The following is a 25,213-nucleotide window of genomic DNA, read 5'->3' on the forward strand; positions in this document are numbered from 1 at the left end:
CAACACAAGCTGTATATACTGAAAAACTGGCATCACAACTCAATATCAGAGGCAAAATCATGGGCGGTATTAGTATCTGGCAATTGTTAATCATTGCCGTAATTGTTGTTCTTCTGTTTGGTACCAACAAACTCCGTACGCTGGGATCTGATTTGGGTTCATCGATCAAAGGCTTCAAAAAAGCCATGGGCGATGAAAACGAGAAAGATAAAGACCATGCTAATGATGCTGACTTCCATGCCAAACTGGCGGAAAAAGATCAGACAGAAGCGAAGAAAGAAGACGTCAAGAACGACAAGGTATAAACCGTGTTCGACATAGGCTTTAGTGAACTGATTTTGGTGTTCGTTATCGGGCTGGTCGTGCTGGGTCCACAGCGTTTACCGGTGGCGGTCAGAACCGTCGTTGGCTGGATCCGCGCTCTGCGTTCACTGGCGACCAGTGTGCAGAACGAACTCGCTCAGGAACTTAAATTGCAGGAGCTGCAGGACAGCCTGAAAAAGGTGGAAGAGGCCAGTAAGAACAGCCTTTCTCCTGAGCTGAAGGCGTCAATGGAAGAGCTGAAGCAATCAGCAGAATCCATGAAGCGTTCTTACCTCGGCGAAAATGAAAAAGCCGATGACGAAGCCAACACCATCCATAACCCCCTTGTGAAGAACTCTGCCGAGACGCATGAGGGTGTGACGCCAGCGGAAGCCGACCATCAGGCCAGTTCCCCTGTCAAAGCCCCTGACGCGGTGACCACACCGGTTCAGGTATCTGAAGCGGCAACCTCACCCATTCCGGCTACTGACGTGGCGTCTGCGCCCGTTCAGGCACCCGAAGTGGCTACCGCGCCAGCTCAGGCCCCGACAGTGAAACCTGAACCGAAACCGGCCTTGACCACGAATGGCGACGCGCCAATCCTGTCCAGCCGTGCTCCTGTTTCCACCCATTTACCGAGCGATGAACGATAAACATGGCTGTTGAAGATACCCAACCGCTTATCAGTCATTTGATTGAACTCCGTAAGCGCTTGTTGAACTGTATTATTGCCGTCGTCGGCATCTTTATCTGTCTGGCTTATTTTTCCAATGACATCTACCAGCTGGTTTCCGCGCCGCTGATTAAGCAGATGCCAGCGGGCGCCAGCATGATCGCCACTGACGTTGCGTCCCCGTTTTTCACCCCAATAAAACTGACGATGATCGTCTCGGTATTCCTTGCGGTACCGGTGATCCTGTATCAGATCTGGGCCTTTATCGCCCCTGCGCTTTATCGCCATGAGCGCAAGCTGGTTATGCCGTTGCTGTTTTCCAGTTCATTCCTATTCTATACCGGCATGGCTTTCGCCTACTTTGTTGTCTTTCCGCTGGCCTTTGGCTTCTTCGCCAAGACCGCGCCGCAGGGCGTGTTGATTGCCACTGACATTAACAACTATCTCGATTTTGTAATGGCACTGTTTATGGCATTTGGCGTCTCCTTTGAAGTGCCAATTGCTATCGTGTTGATCTGTTGGACCGGCATGACAACCCCGGAAGACCTGAAGAAGAAGCGCCCGTACGTGTTGGTGGGTGCTTTCGTGGTGGGAATGCTGTTGACCCCGCCAGATGTCTTCTCTCAGACGCTTCTGGCTATTCCGATGTATTGCCTGTTTGAAGTCGGCGTGTTCTTCGCGCGCTTCTATGTCGGCAAGCGTCGTCAGGACATGGACCCGGAAGAATCGGGCCCAGAGTAGCGTAAAGCAGGTCCAGCGCTCCCTTACATGACGTAACGTAACCGCCCGAAAGGGCGGTTACTGTTTGGAAAATCCTATGTTCGATATTGGTGTGAACCTGACCAGCACGCAGTTCGCGAAAGATCGCGATCAGGTCGTAAAACGTGCGAAAGACGCCGGGATCACCGGCTTACTGATCACCGGCACCAACGCGCTGGAAAGCCAGCAGGCGCAAAGCCTGGCCACGCGTCGTCCGGGTTATTGCTGGTCCACCGCCGGTGTCCATCCTCATCATGCCAGTGAATGGTCAGGCGAAACCGCCGCGACCCTGAAACGGCTGGCGGAGAGCCCTGAAGTGGTCGCCATTGGCGAATGTGGTCTGGACTTCAACCGCAATATCTCTGAACCTGAGCAGCAGGTTTATGCGTTCAATGCCCAGCTTGAGCTGGCCGCCGAATTGGCGATGCCGGTGTTTCTCCACTGTCGCGATGCCCACGATCGTTTCCTCGCCGTCCTCACGCCCTGGTTACCAACGTTGCCTGGTGCGGTGGTGCACTGCTTTACCGGCACGCGCGAAGAGCTTGAAGCCTGCCTGGCGGCGGGACTCTCAATTGGGATTACGGGCTGGGTGTGCGATGAGCGACGTGGCGTAGAGCTTCGTGAGTTAATGCCGTTGATCCCAGCCGACCGTCTGCTGCTGGAAACGGATGCGCCCTATTTGCTGCCCCGCGACATGCGCCCGAGGCCGCCTTCACGACGTAATGAACCCTGCTTCCTGCCGCATATTGTGCAGGTAGTGGCGGGATTACGTGGGGAAGAACCCGAGGCGCTGGGACGTCAGTGCGATGCTAATGCGCGTAAGCTGTTTCGTTTGCCGGCGTAATTCCGGCATCAGCGGCAGGAAGGGTTAAAGCTTGTGGAACTGCTTGTTGTCGAGGCTGCGCGTGATCTGCTTATTGAGCAGGTTCAGCAGCAGCATTGAGCGCGCTTCCCCATCGGGCTCGGTGAAGATGGCTTTCAGCCCTTCAAACGCGCCGCAGGTAATTAACACGCGGTCGCCGGGCTGAGGCACGTCAGGATCGACCATGGTGATTGGCGTATCGGTTTGCAGTGCCATAATCACGTCATGAGGAACGCTTGCCGGCAGACTGCCGAAGCGAACGAAATGGCTGACGCCCCGCGTGGCGCTTATGGTTGTGGTATGAATCGCTTCCGGATCAAATTCTATAAACAGATAATTGGGGAAGAGCGGCTCATCCACCTGGGTGCGTTTTCCGCGAACCAATTTCTCTAATGCAATCATTGGGCTAAGACAATGCACCGATTGACGCTCAAGATGTTCTTTCGCGCGAAGCAGCTGGCCACGTTTGCAATAAAGTAAATACCAGGATTCCATAACGTCACTTTTTGATTACAGGGCCGCTAAGAATACCAAACTCATCGCCAGAGTTATAGCGGGATCCAGCAGAGATGCGGCCCTGGCAAGAATTTGGTTTGCAGATCGCGGTCGCTCCAAAAAACTAAGCATAGCGTAACAATCCTCCCTATAATGGCCGATTCACTGACCGTATTGATGAGAAGTCATGAAATACCACGACTTACGCGATTTCCTTGCCTTGCTTGAGCAGCGCGGGGAATTAAAACGTATTACGCAAGAGATCGACCCGGATCTTGAGATGACCGAAATCGCCGATCGCACCCTGCGAGCTGGCGGCCCGGCACTGCTGTTCGAAAACCCAAAAGGGTACGACATGCCGGTGTTGTGCAACCTGTTCGGTACGCCGGACCGTGTGGCCATGGGCATGGGACAGAAAGATGTCTCGGCGCTGCGTGATGTTGGCCGCCTGCTGGCGTTCCTGAAAGAACCTGAGCCACCTCGCGGTTTCCGTGATTTCTTCGATAAGATGCCGCAGTGGAAGCAGGTGCTGAACATGCCGACCAAGCGTCTGCGTGATGCGCCGTGCCAGCAAGAGATTTGGCAGGGTGACGAGGTCGATCTGCACCGAATCCCGGTAATGAAATGTTGGCCTGAAGATGCGGCCCCGCTAATTACCTGGGGATTGACCGTCACACGCGGTCCGCACAAAGAGCGGCAGAATCTCGGCATCTATCGCCAGCAGGTGATTGGTAAGAACAAGCTGATTATGCGCTGGCTCTCCCATCGCGGCGGCGCGCTGGATTTCCAGGAGTGGACGCAGCAGCATCCGGGGGAACGTTTTCCGGTATCCGTCGCGTTGGGCGCCGATCCGGCCACGATTCTGGGTGCCGTGACCCCCGTTCCTGACACCCTGTCTGAATATGCCTTCGCCGGCCTGCTGCGCGGCACTAAAACGGAAGTGGTGAAGTGCATATCCAACGATCTGGAAGTGCCCGCCAGCGCCGAAATTGTGCTTGAAGGCTATATCGAGCCTGGCGAAATGGCGCCAGAAGGCCCTTACGGCGATCATACGGGTTACTATAATGAAGTAGACAGTTTCCCGGTGTTCACCGTGACGCATATCACTCAGCGCCGCAATCCGATCTATCATTCGACCTACACCGGTCGTCCACCGGATGAACCTGCGGTGTTAGGCGTGGCGCTGAATGAAGTCTTTGTGCCGATCCTGCAGAAGCAGTTCCCGGAAATTGTCGATTTCTATCTGCCGCCGGAAGGGTGTTCCTATCGCCTGGCCGTCGTTACGATGAAAAAACAGTATGCGGGACATGCCAAGCGCGTAATGATGGGCGTCTGGTCTTTCCTTCGTCAGTTTATGTATACCAAATTTGTTATTGTCTGCGATGATGATGTGAATGCCCGTGACTGGAACGACGTCATCTGGGCGATCACCACGCGAATGGATCCGGCGAGAGATACTGTCTTAGTTGAAAATACGCCGATCGACTACCTGGACTTCGCTTCACCTGTTTCCGGCTTAGGCTCGAAAATGGGACTGGATGCGACCAATAAATGGCCAGGCGAAACGACGCGAGAGTGGGGACGTCCAATCCGTAAAGATCCGGCGGTAACAGCCCGTATCGATGAGATTTGGGACGAACTGGGCATCTTCAGTGAGCCACCTACGCGCAATAACACGCCCGGCAAATAACTGCCAGAGACCCGACAGAGGGAACGCATGACAACGTTAAGCTGCAAAGTGACCTCAGTAGAGGCGATTACCGATACTGTGTACCGAGTGAGAATGGTGCCGGAGGCTGATTTTAGCTTCCGTGCTGGCCAGTATTTGATGGTGGTGATGGACGAGCGTGACAAGCGTCCATTCTCACTGGCATCCACTCCGATGGAAAAAGACATTATCGAGCTGCACATTGGTGCCTCAGAACTGAATCTGTATGCCATGGCGGTGATGGAACGCATTCAGGAACAGCGCAAAATCACCGTCGATATTCCCCATGGTGATGCCTGGCTGCGGGAAGAGGGCGATCGCCCGCTGGTGCTGGTTGCGGGTGGAACCGGGTTCTCCTATGCCCGCTCTATTCTGCTGACCGCCCTTTCTCAGCAGCCGGATCGTGATATCGCCCTTTACTGGGGCGGACGCGAGCTGAAGCATCTCTACGATCTGGAAGAGTTAGACGCGCTGGCCATTAAGCACCCTAACCTGAAAATTATTCCGGTTGTCGAGCAGCCTGAAGCGGGTTGGGATGGGCGCAGTGGTACGGTGCTGACCGCCGTGATGAATGACTATGCCACGCTTGCCAGTCATGACATCTATATTGCAGGCCGTTTCGAGATGGCCAAAATCGCCCGTGAGCGTTTTTGTGCCGAGCGCGGCGCGAAGGAAGATCAGATGTTCGGCGATGCCTTCGCCTTTATCTGAGGTTACCGGGGGCAGGACGCTCTGCCCCTGAACCTGAGCAACGAAAAAACCCGCCCCTGACAGGCGGGAATTGAATCAGTGAAACAGCCAGTTCAACGTATCAGATGCGTTCGAAGACGGTAGCGATCCCCTGTCCCAGACCAATACACATGGTCGCCAGGCCAAATTGGGCATCGCGCCTTTCCATCAGATTAAGCAAGGTAGTACTGATGCGGGCACCCGAACAGCCCAGCGGATGACCTAACGCGATTGCACCGCCATTCAGATTGACCTTTTCATCCATCACTTCCAGCAGCCCGAGATCCTGAATACAGGGCAGCGTTTGCGCGGCGAACGCTTCATTCAGTTCGAAGACGCCAATATCCGTCACGTTCAGACCGGCTCTTTTTAACGCCAGTTTTGACGCCGGAACCGGACCGTATCCCATCACCGAAGGGTCACATCCCACCACCGCCATCGCGCGGACAACCGCTCGCGGCTTAAGGCCCAGCTCACGCGCACGGGATTCACTCATTATCAGCATCGCAGCGGCACCGTCTGACAGTGCGGAAGAGGTGCCTGCAGTGACCGTGCCGTTGACCGGATCGAAAGCGGGACGTAATGCGGCGAGGCCCGCAACGGTGGTATCTGAACGGATCACTTCATCGAAGTCGTAACGGCGCAGCACGCCATCCGCATCATGTCCGCTGGTTGGCACAATCTCATTGGCAAAGTGACCGGCCTGGGTGGCAGCCCAGGCACGCTGATGGGAACGTGCGGCGAAGGCGTCCTGACGCTCACGGCTGATTTTATGGATGCGCGCGAGCATCTCGGCGGTTAATCCCATCATCCCAGCCGCTTTGGCGACGGTTTTGCTCAATCCCGGATGAAAGTCCACCCCGTGATTCATCGGCACGTGGCCCATATGTTCAACGCCACCAATCAGGCAGGCATGGGCATCGCCCACCATAATGGCGCGCGCCGCATCATGCAGCGCCTGCATTGAGGAACCACACAGGCGGTTGACCGTGGTCGCCGGCACGCTGTGCGGGATCTCCGCCAACAGCGACGCGTTGCGGGCAATATTGAAACCCTGTTCAAGGGTTTGCTGCACGCAGCCCCAGTAAATATCGTCCAGCGAAGCCGCGTCCAGCGCGGGATTGCGGCTCATCAGGCTGCGCATCAAATGTGCCGATAAATCTTCAGCACGAACGTGGCGATAAGCGCCACCTTTAGAACGACCCATCGGCGTGCGGATGGCATCAACAATCACGACTTTTTCCATTTTCTTACCCTCACGCCGTTTTCAGAGTGGCATCGCCGATTGGCGCGGCCTGTGGATACCAGCTTTCGTCTTTCTGCGCTTTTTCATGCAGGCCAGCAGGCGGCTGATAAAGCGCACCCAGCTCGCTGAACGGTTCAGCCTGGCTGACAAAACGCGCATTGCCTTGCGTATCGAGATAGCGGAAAGCGCCGCCGTGGAAAGGCGGGAAGCCGAGTCCATAAACCAGCGCCATATCGGCCTCGGCAGGGGAGGCAATAATTCCCTCTTCCAGGCAACGTACGACTTCATTGATCATCGGGATCATCATGCGGGACACGATCTCATCATCGCTGAACACCCGCTTTGGCTGACAGACCGTCTGCAACAGGTCATCGACCGCCGGATCCGCCACCTTCTTCTGTTTACCCTTGCTGTCCGTTTCCCAGCGATAGAACCCAAGCTGATTTTTCTGACCAAAGCGTTTGGCATCGAACAGCACGTCAATCGCATCGCGATAATCTTTCTTCATGCGGGAAGGGAATCCGTCAGCCATCACCATCTGTGCATGGTGAGCGGTATCAATCCCCACCACGTCCAGCAGCCAGGCCGGGCCCATTGGCCAGCCGAACTGTTTTTCCATCACTTTATCTATCTGGCGGAAGTCCGCGCCATCGCGCAGCAGCAGGCTGAAGCCAGCAAAGTAAGGGAACAGCACCCGGTTAACGAAAAAGCCCGGACAGTCATTAACAACGATTGGCGTCTTGCCCATTTTGCTGGCCCAGGCCACCACGGTTGCCAGCGTCGCGTCTGAGGTTTTCTCACCCCGGATCACTTCGACCAGCGGCATGCGGTGAACAGGATTAAAGAAGTGCATGCCGCAGAAATTTTCTGGCCGCTTCAACGCGTGGGCCAGCTGGCTGATTGGGATGGTGGAGGTATTCGACGCCAGGATCGCACCGCTGTGCAGATAGCCTTCCGTTTCTGCCAGCACCGCGGCTTTTACCTTCGGGTTTTCAACAACGGCTTCAACCACAATGTCTGCCCGCTCAAAGCCGGCATAGTCCAGCGTGGGTTGAATGGTGCCAATAATGCCAGCCAGTTTCATGCCGTCGATTTTTCCGCGTTCCAGCTGTTTATTCAGCAGTTTCGCGGCTTCTTTCATACCCAATTCCAGCGAGGCCGGATTAATGTCCTTCATCATCACCGGTACGCCTTTCGAGGCGGACTGATAAGCAATGCCACCGCCCATAATACCGGCGCCCAGCACAGCGGCTTGTTTTGGCGTTTCAACGTCGCGGGTCAGCTTTTTGGCTTTGGCCTTCACCGCCTGATCGTTGAGGAAGATCCCCACCAGTGCGCGAGCCTCGTCAGAACGGGCCAGTGGCACAAAGGCCTGCGTCTCCAGCTTCAGCGCAGCATCACGGCCCAGACCTGCTGCGGCCTCAATGGTTTTCACCGCCATCATTGGTGCCGGGTAATGTTTCCCGGCGGTCTGCAGCACCATACTTTTTGCGATGCTGAAGCTCATGGTGGCTTCAATTTTGCTCAGTTTCAGCGGCGCAAGCTTCGGCTGACGACGTGCGCGCCAGTCCTGCTTGCCGGACATCGCTTCCTGCAGGATGGCCAGCGCGGCCTGCTGCAATTTCTCAACCGGGACCACGGCATCAACCAGACCGATGGCCAGCGCTTTTTGCGCATCGACATCTTTGCCGGCGGCTATAATTTCCAGCGCGCTGTCCGCACCTAACAGGCGAGGCAGGCGTACCGATCCCCCAAAGCCAGGCATGATGCCCAGTTTGGTTTCCGGCAGGCCGATGCGGGCGTCCGGGGTGGCGATACGGAAATCGGTCGCCAGAATGCATTCACATCCGCCGCCGAGGGCATAGCCCTGGATCGCGGATAGCGTCGGCACGGGCAGGTCTTCCAGTCGGCTAAAGATGCCGTTGGCAAATCCCAGCCACTGTTCCAGTTTTTCAGCCGGTGCCGCAAACAGAGAAAGGAACTCAGTGATATCCGCGCCAACAATAAAAGCCGGTTTGCGGGAGCTGAGCAGCAGCGCTTTCAGCCCTGGCTGCTTCTCCAGAACCGAAATAGCTTCACCCAGGCTGGCCACGGTTTGTGTATCCAACTTATTCACCGAGCCGGGCGCATCAAAAGCCAGCTCGGCGATGCCATCTTCCAGCCAGTCCAGGGTAAGCGTGTCGCCTTTGTAGAGCATGTTGATCTCCTGAAGCCGCATTAAGGGGATCTGGTCATACCAGATGATCGAGAGTGTGGAAGGGATGTTAATTATTTGCAAACGAGAGTTTGCTAATTTGCAAACAAGATCACAGGCGCGGCAAAACGGCATCGGGTAAAGGGCTGTGATAAGATGCGCTCAATTTCACGTTAATGGAGACGGAGTTATGGAATCGTTGGTCACTCTTTATCAGGACCACCTGAAAACACTACAGGCGCGTGCTCAGCAGGTATTAGCTCGCAGCAAGCTGGATGCCATGCTGATCCATTCGGGAGAACTGCTCACCGTTTTCCTCGACGATCATACCTATCCCTTTAAAGTGAATCCGCAATTCAAAGCCTGGGTGCCGGTGACCTCTGTGCCGAACTGCTGGCTGTGGGTGGATGGCGTAAACAAACCTAAGCTGTGGTTCTACTCGCCGGTTGATTACTGGCACAACGTTGAACCGCTGCCGCAAAGCTTCTGGACCGACGAAATCGACATCGTGGCGTTAAAAAATGCCGATGAGATTCAACAGCTGTTGCCTGCTCAGCTGGGTAATGTGGCTTATATCGGCCCTGTGCCCGCGCGCGCAGCGCAGTTAGGCATCAAAGCGGAGCTGACTAACCCGAAAGCCGCTATCGATTTCCTGCATTACCATCGCTCGCTGAAAACTGACTATGAGCTGTACTGCATGCGCGAAGCGCAGAAAACCGCGGTGATCGGTCATCGTGCGGCCAAAGAGGCGTTCCTCTCAGGCATGAGCGAGTTTGATATCAATGGCGCTTACCTGAGTGCCACCGGCCACCGCGATATTGATGTGCCTTACGGCAATATCATTGCGCTGAATGAACACGCTGCGGTGCTGCATTACACCAAGTTGGATCATCTGCCCCCTGCGCAGTCGCGTAGCTTCCTGATTGATGCCGGAACAGAATACAACGGCTATGCGGCCGATCTGACCCGCACCTATTCAGCGCAAAGTGACAATGACTATGCCCAGCTGATCCGCGATATGAATGAAGAAGAGCTGGCGCTGATCGCCACGATGAAAGCTGGCGTTCGCTACACCGAATACCATCTGCAAATGCACCAGCGTATTGCCAAACTGTTGCTTAAGCATCAGCTGGTGAAAGGGCTGAGTGAAGAAGCGCTGGTGGCGGAAGATTTGACCGGGCCGTTTATGCCGCATGGTATTGGCCATCCGCTGGGACTTCAGGTTCATGATGTCGCCGGATTTATGCAGGATGAAGAGGGCACCCATCAGGCTGCACCTGCGCAATATCCTTACCTGCGCTGCACGCGCATTCTGGAACCGCGGATGGTGGTCACCATTGAACCTGGCATCTACTTTATTGATTCTCTGCTGGCGCCATGGCGTGAAGGTAAGTTCAGCCAGCATTTCAACTGGGACCGCATTGATGCGCTCAAGCCTTATGGCGGCATTCGTATCGAGGATAACGTGATTATTCGCGAACAGGGCGTGGAAAATATGACGCGTGACCTGAAGCTGGACTGATGGACGCGTATGACATCCCCGCTGAGCGCTTCAGCGTCAGCGAGGAGATTAAAAAAAGCCGCTTTATTACACTGTTGGCCCATACTGACGGCGTGGAAGCGGCGCGGGCCTTTGTTCAGCAGGTCAAAGGCGAGCATCCTTCTGCCCGCCACCATTGCTGGGCATGGGTGGCGGGAGCCCCTTCCGACTCACAACAGCTTGGGTTCTCTGATGACGGTGAACCCTCTGGCACGGCAGGTAAACCGATGCTTGCTCAGCTGATGGGAAACAACATCGGGGAAGTGACCGCCGTCGTCGTGCGTTATTACGGTGGCATCCAGTTGGGTACGGGCGGCTTAGTGAAGGCGTATGGCGGAGGTGTTCAACAGGCATTAAAGCTGCTGCCGCGTCAGCAAAAAGTCCCGATGCTGACCTTCACGCTCTCCTGTGACTATGCTCAACTGGCAGAGATAGAAAGAATGACTGGCCGCTTTCATGGCCAGCTGTTGCAGACAGAATTTTTGGCATGCGTCTCGCTGACGCTGGCCTTGCCCCATGCGCAGGTGGCCGGGTTTTCGCAAAATCTTACAGACTTTAGCCGAGGGGCGCTCACGCTCACACCGCTCGACTAACCTCATCATCGTCAGGAAGGAAAGGCTACATGCATTATCGTGCCATTACCCGCATCGTTGGGTTGCTGGTCATTTTGTTCTCGGGGACGATGATCGTGCCGGGCCTGGTCGCGTTAATCTACCGCGATGGTGCCGGACGAGCCTTTACTCAGACCTTCTTTATGGCACTGCTGATCGGCTCGATGCTGTGGTGGCCCAACCGAAAGCAGAAAAAAGAGCTGAAGCCTAAAGAGGGCTTCCTGATCGTCGTGCTGTTCTGGACAGTGCTGGGCAGTGTGGGGGCGATGCCCTTTATCTTTGCGGAACATCCCAACCTTTCAATTACCGATGCCTTCTTTGAATCCTTCTCAGGCCTGACGACGACCGGTGCCACGACGCTGGTGGGGCTGGACTCGCTCCCGAAAGCGATCCTCTTCTACCGGCAAATGCTGCAATGGCTGGGCGGCATGGGGATCATTGTGCTGGCAGTGGCAATTCTGCCGATTCTGGGCGTGGGGGGCATGCAGCTCTATCGCGCTGAAATGCCCGGCCCGTTGAAAGACAATAAGATGCGGCCGCGTATTGCTGAGACGGCGAAAACCCTGTGGCTGATCTACGTGTTGCTGACCGTTGTCTGTGCGCTGGCACTCTGGCTGGCGGGTATGCCGCTGTTTGATGCCATCGGCCACAGCTTCTCAACGATCGCCATCGGCGGCTTCTCCACCCATGATGCGAGTATCGGCTATTTCAACAGCCCGACGATTAACACGATTATTGCCATCTTCCTGCTGATTTCCGGCTGTAACTACGGCCTGCACTTCTCTCTGCTGAGTGGTCGCAATCTTCGCGTTTACTGGCGCGATCCAGAATTCCGCATGTTTATTGGGGTGCAGCTGACCTTAGTGGTGATCTGCACCATCGTGTTGTGGTTCCACGATGTCTATCATTCCGGACTGCAAACGCTGAACCAGGCCTTCTTCCAGGTCGTGTCGATGGCCACCACCGCCGGTTTTACCACCGACAGCATCGCGCGCTGGCCACTGTTCCTGCCGGTCTTGTTGTTGTGCTCTGCCTTTATTGGTGGTTGTGCCGGTTCGACGGGCGGCGGGCTTAAGGTCATCCGTATCCTGCTGCTGTTCAAACAGGGTAACCGTGAGTTAAAGCGCCTGGTGCATCCGAACGCGGTTTACACCATCAAGCTGGGACAGCGCGCGCTGCCGGAACGTATCCTCGAAGCGGTGTGGGGATTCTTCTCTGCGTATGCGTTGGTGTTCCTGTTGAGCATGCTGGCGATTATCGCGACCGGCGTTGATGATTTTTCTGCGTTTGCGGCTGTGGCAGCTACCCTGAACAATCTGGGCCCAGGATTGGGAGTGGTGGCAGATAACTTCACCACCATGAATGATACGGCGAAATGGATCTTAATCCTGACGATGCTGTTTGGTCGTCTTGAAGTGTTCACGCTGCTAGTCCTGTTTACGCCGACCTTCTGGCGCGAGTAACTAAAACGAGTAATGAATATGAAAGCGTTGATTCTGTTTTCCAGCCGCGAGGGACAAACCCGCGAGATTGCAGCTTATATAGCTAACCAACTTAAAGAGCAGCAGGAGTGTGAGGTAGTGAATATCGAACATGCCTCTGCTGTTGACTGGTCTAAGTACGATCGGGTGTTGCTCGGGGCCTCTATTCACTACGGTCACTTCCATCCGGCGGTAACCAAATTTGTGAAGAAGAACCTTGCCCAGTTAAATGAAAGGCCAAGCGGCTTCTTCTCCGTCAACCTGACCGCCCGTAAAGCAGAGAAGCGTACGCCGCAGACCAATGCGTATACCCGCAAGTTCCTGTTGCAGTCGCCATGGCAGCCGGACTGCTGTGCGGTATTCGCTGGCGCACTGCGTTATCCGCGCTATGGCTTCTTCGATCGCTTTATGATCCGCTTGATTATGCGTATGACCGGCGGCGAAACCGATGTCAGTAAAGAAGTTGAGTACACAGATTGGGTTCAGGTGGGTCGCTTTGCCCATGAATTTGCTGGATTATCAGGCAAAATGCAGGAAAAAAAGGCGCTTTGATGAAAAATGACGCTGTCAGTCATTTTTCTGCAATAAACACTTGTCCTCCGTCAGGAACTCCCTATAATGCGCATCCACTGACACGGAACAACGACTTACGAGTCACCGGGTCAGAGGTTCAGGAAGCTGAATCGCCGGAGAAAAACTTCACAAAAAGAAGTTGACTCTGAAGGAGGAAAGCGTAATATACGCCACCTCGCAGTAAGGCGCCAAGGCACTTACCGCAACGCTCTTTAACAATTTATCAGACAATCTGTGTGGGCACTCGCAGGATTGATATCAGCGCCGCAAGGCGCAAAAAAATATCAAGCCTTAAGAGTGAACACATAATGAAATTCATTATGACGTTTTACACTTGAGCACCGCTGAACTTGTTTCAGCAAATCGAACTTTTAATTGAAGAGTTTGATCATGGCTCAGATTGAACGCTGGCGGCAGGCCTAACACATGCAAGTCGAACGGTAGCACAGAGAGCTTGCTCTCGGGTGACGAGTGGCGGACGGGTGAGTAATGTCTGGGAAACTGCCTGATGGAGGGGGATAACTACTGGAAACGGTAGCTAATACCGCATAACGTCTTCGGACCAAAGTGGGGGACCTTCGGGCCTCACACCATCGGATGTGCCCAGATGGGATTAGCTAGTAGGTGGGGTAATGGCTCACCTAGGCGACGATCCCTAGCTGGTCTGAGAGGATGACCAGCCACACTGGAACTGAGACACGGTCCAGACTCCTACGGGAGGCAGCAGTGGGGAATATTGCACAATGGGCGCAAGCCTGATGCAGCCATGCCGCGTGTATGAAGAAGGCCTTCGGGTTGTAAAGTACTTTCAGCGGGGAGGAAGGCGATAAGGTTAATAACCTTATCGATTGACGTTACCCGCAGAAGAAGCACCGGCTAACTCCGTGCCAGCAGCCGCGGTAATACGGAGGGTGCAAGCGTTAATCGGAATTACTGGGCGTAAAGCGCACGCAGGCGGTCTGTCAAGTCAGATGTGAAATCCCCGGGCTTAACCTGGGAACTGCATTTGAAACTGGCAGGCTAGAGTCTTGTAGAGGGGGGTAGAATTCCAGGTGTAGCGGTGAAATGCGTAGAGATCTGGAGGAATACCGGTGGCGAAGGCGGCCCCCTGGACAAAGACTGACGCTCAGGTGCGAAAGCGTGGGGAGCAAACAGGATTAGATACCCTGGTAGTCCACGCCGTAAACGATGTCGACTTGGAGGTTGTGCCCTTGAGGCGTGGCTTCCGGAGCTAACGCGTTAAGTCGACCGCCTGGGGAGTACGGCCGCAAGGTTAAAACTCAAATGAATTGACGGGGGCCCGCACAAGCGGTGGAGCATGTGGTTTAATTCGATGCAACGCGAAGAACCTTACCTGGCCTTGACATCCACGGAATTCGGCAGAGATGCCTTAGTGCCTTCGGGAACCGTGAGACAGGTGCTGCATGGCTGTCGTCAGCTCGTGTTGTGAAATGTTGGGTTAAGTCCCGCAACGAGCGCAACCCTTATCCTTTGTTGCCAGCGAGTAATGTCGGGAACTCAAAGGAGACTGCCGGTGACAAACCGGAGGAAGGTGGGGATGACGTCAAGTCATCATGGCCCTTACGGCCAGGGCTACACACGTGCTACAATGGCGCATACAAAGAGAAGCGAACTCGCGAGAGCAAGCGGACCTCACAAAGTGCGTCGTAGTCCGGATCGGAGTCTGCAACTCGACTCCGTGAAGTCGGAATCGCTAGTAATCGTAGATCAGAATGCTACGGTGAATACGTTCCCGGGCCTTGTACACACCGCCCGTCACACCATGGGAGTGGGTTGCAAAAGAAGTAGGTAGCTTAACCTTCGGGAGGGCGCTTACCACTTTGTGATTCATGACTGGGGTGAAGTCGTAACAAGGTAACCGTAGGGGAACCTGCGGTTGGATCACCTCCTTACCTGAAGATACCTTCCCGCGTAGTGTCCACAACAGATTGTCTGATAGAAAACGTAATGAGCAACAGTAACAGAGTCCCCATCGTCTAGAGGCCCAGGACACTGCCCTTTCACGGCTGTAACAGGGGTTCGAATCCCCTTGGGGACGCCATCTCCTGATAATGAGTGAAAGACATTATCAACCAGTATCTCAAAACTGATTCTCTCCGCAAGGACGAGTCACGTTTGAGATATTTGCTCTTTAACAATCCGGAACAAGCTGAAAATTGAAACGACATGTCGTTTTCATTCTCCGTAATAAGAATGAAATTAACGATATGTTCGAGTCTCTCAAATGCTTACAACAGCACGTGTCTTTCGGGACGCTTGTGGGTTGTGAGGTTAAGTGACTAAGCGTACACGGTGGATGCCTAGGCAGTCAGAGGCGATGAAGGGCGTGCTAATCTGCGATAAGCGTCGGTAAGGTGATATGAACCGCAATAACCGACGATACCCGAATGGGGAAACCCGGTGCACTTTGGTGCATCATTGCAACATGAATACATAGTGTTGCAAGGCGAACCTGGGGAACTGAAACATCTAAGTACCCAGAGGAAAAGAAATCAACCGAGATTCCCCCAGTAGCGGCGAGCGAACGGGGAACAGCCCAGAACCTGAATCAGTTTGTGCATTAGTGGAAGCGTCTGGAAAGTCGCAGGGTACAGGGTGATACTCCCGTACACAAAAATGCACTTGCTGTGAGTTCGATGAGTAGGGCGGGACACGTGACATCCTGTCTGAATATGGGGGGACCATCCTCCAAGGCTAAATACTCCTGACTGACCGATAGTGAACCAGTACCGTGAGGGAAAGGCGAAAAGAACCCCGGCGAGGGGAGTGAAACAGAACCTGAAACCGTGTACGTACAAGCAGTGGGAGCACCTTCGTGGTGTGACTGCGTACCTTTTGTATAATGGGTCAGCGACTTATATTCTGTAGCAAGGTTAACCGTATAGGGGAGCCGAAGGGAAACCGAGTCTTAACTGGGCGTTAAGTTGCAGGGTATAGACCCGAAACCCGGTGATCTAGCCATGGGCAGGTTGAAGGTTGGGTAACACTAACTGGAGGACCGAACCGACTAATGTTGAAAAATTAGCGGATGACTTGTGGCTGGGGGTGAAAGGCCAATCAAACCGGGAGATAGCTGGTTCTCCCCGAAAGCTATTTAGGTAGCGCCTCGTGAACTCATCTTCGGGGGTAGAGCACTGTTTCGGCTAGGGGGCCATCCCGGCTTACCAACCCGATGCAAACTGCGAATACCGAAGAATGTTATCACGGGAGACACACGGCGGGTGCTAACGTCCGTCGTGAAGAGGGAAACAACCCAGACCGCCAGCTAAGGTCCCAAAGTCATGGTTAAGTGGGAAACGATGTGGGAAGGCACAGACAGCCAGGATGTTGGCTTAGAAGCAGCCATCATTTAAAGAAAGCGTAATAGCTCACTGGTCGAGTCGGCCTGCGCGGAAGATGTAACGGGGCTAAACCATGCACCGAAGCTGCGGCAGCGACGCTTAGGCGTTGTTGGGTAGGGGAGCGTTCTGTAAGCCGTCGAAGGTGGCCTGTGAGGGCTGCTGGAGGTATCAGAAGTGCGAATGCTGACATAAGTAACGATAAAGCGGGTGAAAAGCCCGCTCGCCGGAAGACCAAGGGTTCCTGTCCAACGTTAATCGGGGCAGGGTGAGTCGACCCCTAAGGCGAGGCCGAAAGGCGTAGTCGATGGGAAACAGGTTAATATTCCTGTACTCGGTGTTACTGCGAAGGGGGGACGGAGAAGGCTATGTTAGCCGGGCGACGGTTGTCCCGGTTTAAGCATGTAGGCGGAGAGTTTAGGTAAATCCGGACTCTTTTTAACGCTGAGGTGTGATGACGAGGCACTACGGTGCTGAAGTAACAAATGCCCTGCTTCCAGGAAAAGCCTCTAAGCATCAGGTAACACGGAATCGTACCCCAAACCGACACAGGTGGTCAGGTAGAGAATACCAAGGCGCTTGAGAGAACTCGGGTGAAGGAACTAGGCAAAATGGTGCCGTAACTTCGGGAGAAGGCACGCTGGCGCGTAGGTGAAGGGACTTGCTCCCGGAGCTGAAGCCAGTCGAAGATACCAGCTGGCTGCAACTGTTTATTAAAAACACAGCACTGTGCAAACACGAAAGTGGACGTATACGGTGTGACGCCTGCCCGGTGCCGGAAGGTTAATTGATGGGGTTATCCGCAAGGAGAAGCTCTTGATCGAAGCCCCGGTAAACGGCGGCCGTAACTATAACGGTCCTAAGGTAGCGAAATTCCTTGTCGGGTAAGTTCCGACCTGCACGAATGGCGTAATGATGGCCAGGCTGTCTCCACCCGAGACTCAGTGAAATTGAACTCGCTGTGAAGATGCAGTGTACCCGCGGCAAGACGGAAAGACCCCGTGAACCTTTACTATAGCTTGACACTGAATATTGAACCTTGATGTGTAGGATAGGTGGGAGGCTTTGAAGCGTGGACGCCAGTCTGCGTGGAGCCAACCTTGAAATACCACCCTTTAACGTTTGATGTTCTAACCTGGCGCCGTGATCCGGCGTGGGGACAGTGTCTGGTGGGTAGTTTGACTGGGGCGGTCTCCTCCTAAAGAGTAACGGAGGAGCACGAAGGTTAGCTAATCACGGTCGGACATCGTGAGGTTAGTGCAATGGCATAAGCTAGCTTGACTGCGAGAGTGACGGCTCGAGCAGGTGCGAAAGCAGGTCATAGTGATCCGGTGGTTCTGAATGGAAGGGCCATCGCTCAACGGATAAAAGGTACTCCGGGGATAACAGGCTGATACCGCCCAAGAGTTCATATCGACGGCGGTGTTTGGCACCTCGATGTCGGCTCATCACATCCTGGGGCTGAAGTAGGTCCCAAGGGTACGGCTGTTCGCCGTTTAAAGTGGTACGCGAGCTGGGTTTAGAACGTCGTGAGACAGTTCGGTCCCTATCTGCCGTGGGCGCTGGAAGATTGAGAGGGGTTGCTCCTAGTACGAGAGGACCGGAGTGAACGCACCACTGGTGTTCGGGTTGTCATGCCAATGGCATTGCCCGGTAGCTAAGTGCGGAAAAGATAAGCGCTGAAAGCATCTAAGCGCGAAACTTGCCTCGAGATGAATCTTCCCTGGGCCTTTAAGGCCCCTGAAGGGACGTTGAAGACTACGACGTTGATAGGCCGGGTGTGTAAGCGCAGCGATGCGTTGAGCTAACCGGTACTAATGACCCGTGAGGCTTAACCTTACAACACCAGAAGCGTTCTGGTGGTGTCTGAGAGACACGAACAGATATTTTCAGCTTGAACCGGATAAATTTGCGCGGCCCTATGGCGGCGTGAATAACAGAATTTGCCTGGCGGCTTTAGCGCGGTGGTCCCACCTGACCCCATGCCGAACTCAGAAGTGAAACGCCGTAGCGCCGATGGTAGTGTGGGGTCTCCCCATGCGAGAGTAGGGAACTGCCAGGCATCAATTAAGCAGACAAGCCTCATGCGAAAGCATGGGGCTTTTTTGTGTGCGTAAAAAGCAAAAATCCACGCCAGACCTGCATCAAAACGGCTCCCGGACTCCCCAGGCCCGCCTGATAACGGCCAAAACCCGCCACTAAAATCCAAAACCCGCCACTGAAATCCAAAACCGCCCCAAACACCCCCTAAAACTCCCAAACCATCCCAAAACCAGACAAAAGAAGACGCCGTCCTTCCGCACGACGCCTTAAAGGATAATGACAGGCAGATAACGTCGTGTTCTGAAAGCGTTAATTACCCGACCTTGTTAAGGAGAACATAATGGTAATTTTATTGAGATCCATAAACCCGATGGAATAACCAAAATATAAGAGTAATTAGCAAAAATTTATTCTGACTGTGGTTTTTTACAGATAATATTTAAATTATAAGGAGAGAATAAAAGTGCAGAGGATAAAGACACTGAGTGAAGGGTTTGTTGAGTGAAATAACTGAGCGACTGATATTGCTATATCCTAACCTTCCATTGCGCGCATTGTACATGACGTAAGACAGACAGGGGAGCTCAAAATATTTAAATGATTTCTTGGTGGTAAACACCAATCACTCGCATTATATATTAGCCAGTTTTTATGGCCAATCTCCTGCTAATGGCGTCCCGAGACAATATGAAAAACTGAACCTGAATAGCGTTAAAATAATTCCATCTCATCAGCTATCCTATCAACAGTTGTAGTCTGGTAGACCTTCATTGCCTGAATCTGTATCAAATAGTCTTCAGATGGAATGAATATCATCGGGTCGTCTGATGTGATCTAAATTCATTATTACAATCATGCATTAAATTAAACCTCATCATTGTTAAAGGGGGTTATTTAATGGTGGGTGAATGTTTTGGTGAAACAGTCGATTGATTGAGATGGGGTTTTGTCCCTGCATTTTAATATAAAGCAATATTCAAGAGTTTGGTTTTTAGGGGTTATCCGTAACTCATTCCCGTATTACAACAAAAGTCTTTATTAAATCAAAATCCACTGCAAGCTTGCGGATGGATGGGGTACACTCTCCCGTAGATTAATTTATTAAGGTTTGAGCATGTCCTCTCAACATAACTCCCTTCAATCCTGGAATACTTTTGGCCTTGACGCCCATGCCGCTAATCTTGATGTAGCGACCAGCGCAGAGTCGCTTCTGCAAAGCTGGCAGCAGAGCCTGCTACACAACCAGCCGGTGTTGCTACTGGGAGAAGGTAGCAACATTCTTTTCCTGGAAGACTTTTCTGGCCGGGTGATCATCAACAGAATTAAAGGCATACAGATCGAGGAAGATCAGCATCACTGGCAGCTGCATATCGGCGCGGGTGAAAACTGGCACAATCTGGTGCAGGTCCTGCTGGAGAAAGGCATACCGGGACTGGAAAATCTGGCGATGATCCCCGGTTGTGTTGGTTCAGCACCTATACAGAACATTGGGGCTTATGGCGTCGAGCTAAAGGATGTCTGTGCTTATGTTGATGTATTGGATTTAAACACCGGTGAAGTCGAACGTCTGACGGCAGCCGCATGCCAGTTCGGTTATCGGGACAGCATCTTTAAGCATCAGTATCAGCTGGGCTATGCCATTGTTGCCGTAGGACTGGTGTTGAACAAACAGTGGTGCCCGGTAATGACTTACGGCGACCTGAGAGCATTAGATCCACAGACAGTCACTCCCCAACAAATTTTCGATGCGGTCTGCGCAATGCGTAGCAGTAAGCTGCCGGATCCGGCGATAACAGGTAACGCTGGCAGCTTCTTCAAGAATCCGGTTGTCACTGCTGAAGCCGCAGAGGCGATCCGCACTGCCTACCCAACGCTGCCCGCTTATCCTCAAGCGGATGGAAGAGTAAAGCTGGCTGCAGGCTGGCTGATTGAGCAGTGTGAGCTTAAAGGGGTTAGCGTTGGCGGCGCAGCGGTGCATCAGCAGCAGGCGCTGGTTTTGATCAACAAAGAGAAGGCGACAGGGAGCGACATAGTGGCTTTAGCGCATGAAGTGCGCCAACGAGTGGGCACGAAATTTAACGTGTGGCTTGAGCCTGAGGTGCGCTTTATTGGCGCGCAGGGTGAAAAGGATGCAGTTGGAGTCATTGCATGAAAGCAAATACCGTCCCGTTAACGCTGATTGGCCTGTTGGCTGATGGCGAGTTCCATTCCGGAGAGCAGCTTGGCGAACAGCTGGGTATGAGCCGCGCCGCAATCAATAAGCACATTCAGACCCTGAAGGATTGGGGGATTGATGTCTTCACTGTTACCGGCAAAGGCTATAGCCTGCCGGCACCGATGCAGCTGCTGGATGAAGAAACGATTATGGCGCAGCTGAAGGAAAAACGGCTGGCCGTAATCCCGGTGATTGATTCAACTAATCAGTATCTGTTGGAAAGAATGGATTCACTGCAATCAGGTGATGCCTGTGTCGCAGAGTATCAACAGGCTGGCAGAGGACGGCGTGGTCGTCAGTGGTTCTCCCCGTTTGGTTCTAATCTCTATTTATCTCTTTACTGGCGCCTGGACCAGGGGCCAATGGCGGCAATGGGCCTGAGTTTAGTTATCGGGATTGTCATTGCCGAAGTTTTGCAATCACTGGGTGCTAAAGACGTTCGCGTAAAGTGGCCTAACGATCTCTATCTGAACGATCGCAAACTGGCCGGCATTTTGGTTGAGTTGACCGGAAAAACCGGCGATGCCGCTCAGTTGGTGATCGGTGCGGGTATCAATCTTGCTATGCGCTCACCCGATGCCGGTATTGTGAACCAGGGCTGGATAAACCTGCAGGAAGCCGGCGTCAACGTGGACCGAAATACGCTAACGGCGCATCTGATCAACAATATGCGTGAATCGTTGCCGATATTTGAGCGCGAGGGACTGGCACCTTTTATCGATCGCTGGAGCGAGCTGGATAACTTTATTAACCGGCCGGTTAAATTGCTGATTGGCGATAAAGAAATCCCGGGAATTGCGCGCGGCATCGATCAGCAAGGCGGATTAATTCTGGAGCAGGATGGGGTAAGGAAATCCTGGGTCGGGGGCGAAATTTCGCTTCGTCCGCAAGATTAATTGCAAGAAAAGGGGCTTTCGCCCCTTTTTTTATTTCCGCAAGCGGACCAGGTCCACCGCATGATCGACGCTTTTGGTCATTATCAGGCTGGCTCGTTCCCGGGTAGGCAAGATATTTTCCTTAAGGTTCATAAGGTTGATCTCTTCCCATAGCTGAGTTGCCACGCCCACCGCTTCCTCTTCAGAGAGTTTCGCGTAGTTGTGGAAATAAGAGTCTGGATCGGTAAAGGCGCCCTGGCGGAATTTCAGGAAGCGGTTAATGTACCAGCTCTGCAGCAGATCTTGCGGGGCATCGACGTAAATTGAGAAGTCTACAAAATCAGAGACAAAGACGTGATGCGGATCGTGAGGATAGTCCATCCCACTCTGCAAGACGTTAAGCCCTTCAAGAATCAAAATATCAGGCTGCTGCACAACCTTGTCACCCTGCGGGATCACATCATAAATAAGATGAGAGTAAACCGGAGCCGTGACCTGCGAAGCGCCTGATTTTAAATCTGATACGAAATTCACCAGTCGGTGCATGTCGTAAGACTGCGGAAAGCCTTTCTTCTTCATCAGACCGCGTTCTTTAAGCACCTCATTAGGGTGCAGGAAGCCGTCAGTGGTGATCAGCTCTACCCGCCGATGCTCAGGCCAGCGGCTCAGCAGAGCCTGCAGTACACGCGCTGTAGTGCTCTTACCCACGGCGACGCTGCCAGCAATACTGATGATATAGGGAATCTTCTGGCCATTGGTTCCCAGGAACTGCTCAAGTACAGCCTGACGACGAACGTTAGAACTGATATAGAAATTAAGCAGACGTGAAAGGGGAAGATAGATCTCGGCTACTTCCTCAAGAGATAAATCTTCATTTATCCCCTTCAGGCGGGCAATTTCTTGTTCACTCAAGGTCATTGGGACTGAATCGCGGAGCGCAGCCCATTGATCACGATTGAATTGTAGATAGGGGGTGGTCAACAAGGAGTCTTTTTTGCTCATATGCATGCTTCTGCCAGCAAGAATTTGCCTGTCGTAGAGTTAACTACTCTGTCGAGGGGGATAAACCCGCCTTTTCCAGCTCATGTGACTAAGGTAAATTTCAGAAAACAATGGGCAGGAGGTTACCACCAGAGAGACAGTAGCTGAAGGAAAAATATATTCTGCGAGCGCAAACGGAACGGCACCCGCATTTATTGAATAATGTGCTGGCAATCAGCAAAAGAAACTGATCACACACGCCAAGAAAAAATCGCTTATACGCCGCCTCTGTTTAGTCAGTCATGGCACGATGCCTGCCAATTGTCGCCTTTTTAAGCGTAGTGTGTTGCCATCGCAATTTTTTTGCCGCGATCATGCATCTTTTAAACTTAGCGGCGCAGTTGAATCGCAAAATCATCCGCGTGGATGCTGGTGAAAAAATCGCTAAAATGGCGCTTCTTTGAACTGTTTTTCTGCCCCAATGCGATAATTTGCGAAGAATTGCACAAATAGTAAGCATAAGAACATTTATCGCAATTTTTTTGTTGCATCAGAGGCCAGGTCTTCCTAGAATGCGCACCACTTGATGCCGGCTTAGCTCAGTTGGTAGAGCAACTGACTTGTAATCAGTAGGTCACCAGTTCGATTCCGGTAGCCGGCACCATCAAGTAACGAAATACCCCTGGTGGGGTTCCCGAGCGGCCAAAGGGAGCAGACTGTAAATCTGCCGTCATCGACTTCGAAGGTTCGAATCCTTCCCCCACCACCATTTCGACCCGGAACGTTAAGGTTGAAATGAATGAAGATTTTAGACTGAGCACCAGCGCAGTCAGGGTCATCAAGCGTATGCGGGTTGACTCGAATAGCAAGGGGGCATCTTCTTGTTGTTCAAAAGCTACAGACAGAACAGGTAGCCGAGTTCCAGGATGCGGGCATCGTATAATGGCTATTACCTCAGCCTTCCAAGCTGATGATGCGGGTTCGATTCCCGCTGCCCGCTCCAAGCCGTGCTGATATGGCTCAGTTGGTAGAGCGCACCCTTGGTAAGGGTGAGGTCCCCAGTTCGACTCTGGGTATCAGCACCACTTCTAATTCTCCCTCCCTGATTCTTTCTCTGTACGTTAAAATTCAACTGTTCAGGCTTTGCCTGGTTGATGTGGTGATATCACCGATTTATCCGTGTCTTAGAGGGACAAGTTATGTCTAAAGAAAAATTTGAACGTTCCAAACCGCACGTCAACGTTGGTACAATCGGCCACGTTGACCACGGTAAAACTACCCTGACTGCTGCTATCACTACCGTTCTGGCTAAGACCTACGGTGGTTCTGCTCGTGCATTCGACCAGATCGATAACGCACCAGAAGAAAAAGCGCGTGGTATCACCATCAACACTTCCCACGTTGAATATGACACCCCATCACGCCACTATGCGCACGTTGACTGCCCAGGCCACGCCGACTATGTGAAAAACATGATCACCGGTGCTGCGCAGATGGACGGTGCAATTCTGGTTGTTGCTGCAACTGACGGCCCTATGCCTCAGACCCGTGAGCACATCCTGCTGGGTCGCCAGGTTGGCGTTCCTTTCATCATCGTATTCATGAACAAATGCGACATGGTTGATGATGAAGAGCTGCTGGAACTGGTTGAGATGGAAGTTCGTGAACTTCTTTCTGCCTACGACTTCCCTGGTGATGACCTGCCAATCGTTCGCGGTTCTGCACTGAAAGCACTGCAGGGCGAAGCTGAGTGGGAAGAGAAAATCATCGAGCTGGCTGGCCACCTGGATAACTACATCCCAGAACCAGAGCGTGCAATTGACAAGCCATTCCTGCTGCCAATCGAAGACGTATTCTCCATCTCCGGCCGTGGTACTGTTGTTACCGGTCGTGTAGAGCGCGGTATCATTAAAGTTGGTGAAGAAGTTGAAATCGTCGGCATCAAAGATACGGCTAAATCAACTTGTACCGGCGTTGAAATGTTCCGTAAGCTGCTGGACGAAGGTCGTGCAGGCGAGAACTGTGGTGTTCTGCTGCGTGGTATCAAGCGTGAAGACATTCAGCGTGGTCAGGTTCTGGCTAAGCCAGGCTCTATCAAGCCACACACCAAATTTGAGTCAGAAGTTTACATTCTGTCCAAAGACGAAGGCGGCCGTCATACTCCGTTCTTCAAAGGCTACCGTCCACAGTTCTACTTCCGTACAACTGACGTGACCGGTACCATCGAACTGCCAGAAGGCGTTGAGATGGTCATGCCTGGTGACAACATCCAGATGGTGGTTACCCTGATCCACCCAATCGCGATGGATGACGGTCTGCGTTTCGCAATCCGTGAAGGTGGCCGTACTGTTGGTGCGGGTGTTGTTGCTAAAGTTATCGCATAATCGCGGATAATATTTGACGCAACGCACATGAAAAGGGCATCATTTGATGCCCTTTTTGCACGCTGTAACATAGAACCTGGCTCATCAGTGATTTTCAACCATAATCATTGCTGAGGCAGGCTCTGTAGCACGGCGTTATATGCCGAGTTTCGCCTGAAAGCCTCATTCGGTTTGGTTGCCTC

At 53.0% G+C, this 25,213-nt stretch carries 17 protein-coding genes, 5 tRNA genes and 3 rRNA genes; 21 read left to right on the forward strand and 4 right to left on the reverse strand.

Going from position 1 to position 25,213, the window contains the following annotated elements:
• Positions 1-59 precede the first annotated feature (59 nt).
• The 4 genes from tatA (at position 60) to tatD (ending at position 2,579) form a co-directional block, all read left to right on the forward strand.
• Entirely contained in the window at positions 60-305 is a 246-nt protein-coding gene (gene tatA / locus EBC_RS02630; protein WP_013200274.1) for a Sec-independent protein translocase subunit TatA, read from the forward strand.
• Positions 306-308: 3 nt separating this feature from the next.
• On the forward strand, positions 309-956 hold the full coding sequence (gene tatB / locus EBC_RS02635; protein ID WP_013200275.1) for a Sec-independent protein translocase protein TatB: 648 nt from the start codon (positions 309-311) through the stop codon (positions 954-956).
• Between the two features lie 2 nt (positions 957-958).
• Positions 959-1,717 carry a Sec-independent protein translocase subunit TatC gene (tatC, locus tag EBC_RS02640; RefSeq protein ID WP_013200276.1) on the forward strand — a complete coding sequence of 253 codons (759 nt, stop codon included), beginning with the start codon at positions 959-961 and terminating at the stop codon, positions 1,715-1,717.
• A 76-nt stretch (positions 1,718-1,793) separates the two neighbouring features.
• Positions 1,794-2,579 (forward strand): 3'-5' ssDNA/RNA exonuclease TatD, encoded by a 786-nt coding sequence (gene tatD / locus EBC_RS02645; RefSeq protein WP_013200277.1) that lies wholly within the window; start codon positions 1,794-1,796, stop codon positions 2,577-2,579.
• 24 nt (positions 2,580-2,603) lie between these two features.
• On the opposite strand, the gene rfaH is transcribed toward tatD, so the two are convergent.
• The gene (gene rfaH / locus EBC_RS02650; RefSeq protein WP_013200278.1) at positions 2,604-3,092 is read right to left on the reverse strand and encodes a transcription/translation regulatory transformer protein RfaH; all 489 of its coding nucleotides are present in this window, start codon (positions 3,090-3,092) and stop codon (positions 2,604-2,606) included.
• A 187-nt stretch (positions 3,093-3,279) separates the two neighbouring features.
• Here rfaH and ubiD point away from each other — a divergent pair, with 187 nt between their 5' ends.
• Positions 3,280-4,782, forward strand: coding sequence for a 4-hydroxy-3-polyprenylbenzoate decarboxylase (ubiD, locus tag EBC_RS02655; protein WP_013200279.1), 1,503 nt, complete (start codon positions 3,280-3,282; stop codon positions 4,780-4,782).
• A 27-nt stretch (positions 4,783-4,809) separates the two neighbouring features.
• On the forward strand, positions 4,810-5,511 hold the full coding sequence (fre, locus tag EBC_RS02660; protein WP_013200280.1) for an NAD(P)H-flavin reductase: 702 nt from the start codon (positions 4,810-4,812) through the stop codon (positions 5,509-5,511).
• A gap of 100 nt (positions 5,512-5,611) precedes the next feature.
• Here fre and fadA read toward each other — a convergent pair whose 3' ends face one another.
• A complete protein-coding gene (gene fadA / locus EBC_RS02665; RefSeq protein WP_013200281.1) occupies positions 5,612-6,775 on the reverse strand; it encodes an acetyl-CoA C-acyltransferase FadA in 1,164 nt (387 codons plus the stop codon).
• Positions 6,776-6,785: 10 nt separating this feature from the next.
• On the reverse strand, positions 6,786-8,972 hold the full coding sequence (fadB, locus tag EBC_RS02670; protein WP_013200282.1) for a fatty acid oxidation complex subunit alpha FadB: 2,187 nt from the start codon (positions 8,970-8,972) through the stop codon (positions 6,786-6,788).
• 187 nt (positions 8,973-9,159) lie between these two features.
• Between fadB and pepQ the strand changes: the two genes are divergently transcribed.
• The 10 genes from pepQ to birA all read left to right on the forward strand — a co-directional run bounded on the left by pepQ (position 9,160) and on the right by birA (position 21,687).
• Complete coding sequence (gene pepQ, locus EBC_RS02675) at positions 9,160-10,491, forward strand: Xaa-Pro dipeptidase (RefSeq protein ID WP_013200283.1); 1,332 nt, start codon at positions 9,160-9,162, stop codon at positions 10,489-10,491.
• A complete protein-coding gene (locus EBC_RS02680) occupies positions 10,491-11,102 on the forward strand; it encodes an IMPACT family protein (RefSeq protein WP_013200284.1) in 612 nt (203 codons plus the stop codon). The genes pepQ and EBC_RS02680 overlap by 1 nt, the downstream gene beginning before the upstream one ends.
• A gap of 29 nt (positions 11,103-11,131) precedes the next feature.
• The gene (gene trkH / locus EBC_RS02685) at positions 11,132-12,583 is read left to right on the forward strand and encodes a Trk system potassium transporter TrkH (RefSeq protein ID WP_013200285.1); all 1,452 of its coding nucleotides are present in this window, start codon (positions 11,132-11,134) and stop codon (positions 12,581-12,583) included.
• A gap of 18 nt (positions 12,584-12,601) precedes the next feature.
• The gene (gene hemG / locus EBC_RS02690; RefSeq protein WP_013200286.1) at positions 12,602-13,153 is read left to right on the forward strand and encodes a menaquinone-dependent protoporphyrinogen IX dehydrogenase; all 552 of its coding nucleotides are present in this window, start codon (positions 12,602-12,604) and stop codon (positions 13,151-13,153) included.
• Positions 13,154-13,546: 393 nt separating this feature from the next.
• Positions 13,547-15,087: ribosomal RNA gene (locus EBC_RS02695) — 16S ribosomal RNA — on the forward strand.
• 73 nt (positions 15,088-15,160) lie between these two features.
• Positions 15,161-15,236: transfer RNA gene (locus EBC_RS02700), tRNA-Glu, on the forward strand.
• A 228-nt stretch (positions 15,237-15,464) separates the two neighbouring features.
• Positions 15,465-18,372: ribosomal RNA gene (locus EBC_RS02705) — 23S ribosomal RNA — on the forward strand.
• Positions 18,373-18,479: 107 nt separating this feature from the next.
• Positions 18,480-18,595, forward strand: a 5S ribosomal RNA gene (gene rrf, locus EBC_RS02710).
• The 16S, 23S and 5S rRNA genes sit together here with 1 tRNA gene alongside, the layout of an rRNA operon.
• 1,095 nt (positions 18,596-19,690) lie before the next feature.
• On the forward strand, positions 19,691-20,728 hold the full coding sequence (gene murB / locus EBC_RS02715; RefSeq protein ID WP_013200287.1) for a UDP-N-acetylmuramate dehydrogenase: 1,038 nt from the start codon (positions 19,691-19,693) through the stop codon (positions 20,726-20,728).
• Positions 20,725-21,687 (forward strand): bifunctional biotin--[acetyl-CoA-carboxylase] ligase/biotin operon repressor BirA, encoded by a 963-nt coding sequence (gene birA / locus EBC_RS02720; RefSeq protein ID WP_013200288.1) that lies wholly within the window; start codon positions 20,725-20,727, stop codon positions 21,685-21,687. The genes murB and birA overlap by 4 nt, the downstream gene beginning before the upstream one ends.
• A 30-nt stretch (positions 21,688-21,717) precedes the next feature.
• On the opposite strand, the gene coaA is transcribed toward birA, so the two are convergent.
• Positions 21,718-22,668, reverse strand: a complete 951-nt coding sequence (coaA, locus tag EBC_RS02725; protein ID WP_013200289.1) for a type I pantothenate kinase — start codon at positions 22,666-22,668, stop codon at positions 21,718-21,720.
• A gap of 567 nt (positions 22,669-23,235) precedes the next feature.
• On the opposite strand from coaA, the gene EBC_RS02730 reads away from it, so the two are divergent.
• The 5 genes from EBC_RS02730 to tuf all read left to right on the forward strand — a co-directional run bounded on the left by EBC_RS02730 (position 23,236) and on the right by tuf (position 25,031).
• Positions 23,236-23,311, forward strand: a tRNA-Thr gene (locus EBC_RS02730).
• 20 nt (positions 23,312-23,331) lie between these two features.
• A tRNA-Tyr gene (locus tag EBC_RS02735) sits at positions 23,332-23,416 on the forward strand.
• A gap of 159 nt (positions 23,417-23,575) precedes the next feature.
• Positions 23,576-23,650, forward strand: a tRNA-Gly gene (locus tag EBC_RS02740).
• A 6-nt stretch (positions 23,651-23,656) separates the two neighbouring features.
• Positions 23,657-23,732: transfer RNA gene (locus EBC_RS02745), tRNA-Thr, on the forward strand.
• Positions 23,733-23,846: 114 nt separating this feature from the next.
• On the forward strand, positions 23,847-25,031 hold the full coding sequence (gene tuf, locus EBC_RS02750; RefSeq protein WP_013200290.1) for an elongation factor Tu: 1,185 nt from the start codon (positions 23,847-23,849) through the stop codon (positions 25,029-25,031).
• The last annotated feature ends 182 nt before the right edge of the window (positions 25,032-25,213 follow it).

The organism is Erwinia billingiae Eb661 (assembly GCF_000196615.1).
Lineage (GTDB): Bacteria > Pseudomonadota > Gammaproteobacteria > Enterobacterales > Enterobacteriaceae > Erwinia > Erwinia billingiae.